Here is a 1,011-nt window from a genome sequence, read left to right as displayed (position 1 = left end):
GCGGCGGGAGCGCCTGGGCCAGCGCGCCGCCCCGGCCGGCGCCGCGGGGACGGCTGAGGGCGAGCAGGTCCGACACGCCGAGCGCGATCCCGGCCAGGAGCATGAACGCGCAGCAGTAGAGCACCAGCGCGCGGCCCGCGCCGGCGTCGCCCGTGTGCAGCAGGACCAGCCCGGTCACCGGGCCCGCGGCGAGGAACAGGTTGTAGAAGCCGACGTTGAACGACCACAGCCGGGTCGCCGGCAGGTTCGCCGAGGGGATCCGGAAGATGCCCTCGTGCACGCCCCGGCGTTCGAACAGCAGCACTTCCCAGGTGAACGCCAGCAGGTGCACCAGCACGGCGACGCCCGCGAAGACCTGCGCCACGGCGTTCACGACGCGAACTCGATCTTGTGCTGCGCGGCGATTTCGGGGGCCTGCTCCGGCGTGGCCCGGTCGACGTCGCGGAAGAAGCGGCCCATGCCGCCGGTCAGGCTGATCGCCAGGAACTGCGCCGAGGGCGTGTGCACGGTGAAGGTGTTGACCGCGCCCGCCGGGACGCTGATCGACGCGCCGGGGCCGAGGTCGTGCAGTTCGCCGTCGACGTAGACGGTGATCCGCCCGTGCAGCACGTAGAAGGCCTTCGCCCAGGGGTCGGCGTGCGGCGGGACGGACGGGCCGCGGGGCGCGTCGACTTCGAACACCTCGAAGGCGTCCCCGGTGTGCTCCGCGCCGACCTTGACGGTGATCCGCGCGTCGCCGGTGTCGAGTTCCGGGCCGGCGCCCGGTGAGCTGAAGTGGGTCATGCCGCCGACGGTAGGAACCGGGGGAGCGGCGGGGTATCCCCGGATTCCGGGATACCGCGGGGCCGTGCGGGGCGCGCATACTGCGTCCATGTGGGAGGGCCGGGCGCAGGGTGTGCGGCGGGAGGTCGCCGCGCTCGCGACGGCGGGCCTCGGCGTCGCCGAGCTGCACGCCGCCGCCATCGAGCTGGTCGACCGCGTGGTCCCGGCCGAGCTCGCGTGCTGGGCGTC

At 74.2% G+C, this 1,011-nt stretch carries 2 protein-coding genes; both read right to left on the bottom strand.

What is annotated here, in order from left to right; genetic code table 11:
• Nucleotides 1–373 (bottom strand): DUF1304 domain-containing protein (locus G3I65_RS14600; RefSeq protein WP_160696591.1); only part of this gene is annotated, 373 nt, incomplete at its 3' end.
• Nucleotides 370–783 carry a cupin domain-containing protein gene (locus G3I65_RS14595; RefSeq protein ID WP_160696590.1) on the bottom strand — a complete coding sequence of 138 codons (414 nt, stop codon included), beginning with the start codon at nt 781–783 and terminating at the stop codon, nt 370–372. The genes G3I65_RS14600 and G3I65_RS14595, both read right to left, overlap by 4 nt.
• Nucleotides 784–1,011 lie beyond the last annotated feature (228 nt).

The sequence above is a fragment of the Amycolatopsis sp. SID8362 genome (genome assembly GCF_010550475.1).
GTDB classification, from domain to species: domain Bacteria; phylum Actinomycetota; class Actinomycetes; order Mycobacteriales; family Pseudonocardiaceae; genus Amycolatopsis; species Amycolatopsis eburnea.
The sequence above is the reverse complement of the archived record's forward strand: the minus strand, read 5'-3'. Positions and strand labels throughout refer to the sequence as shown.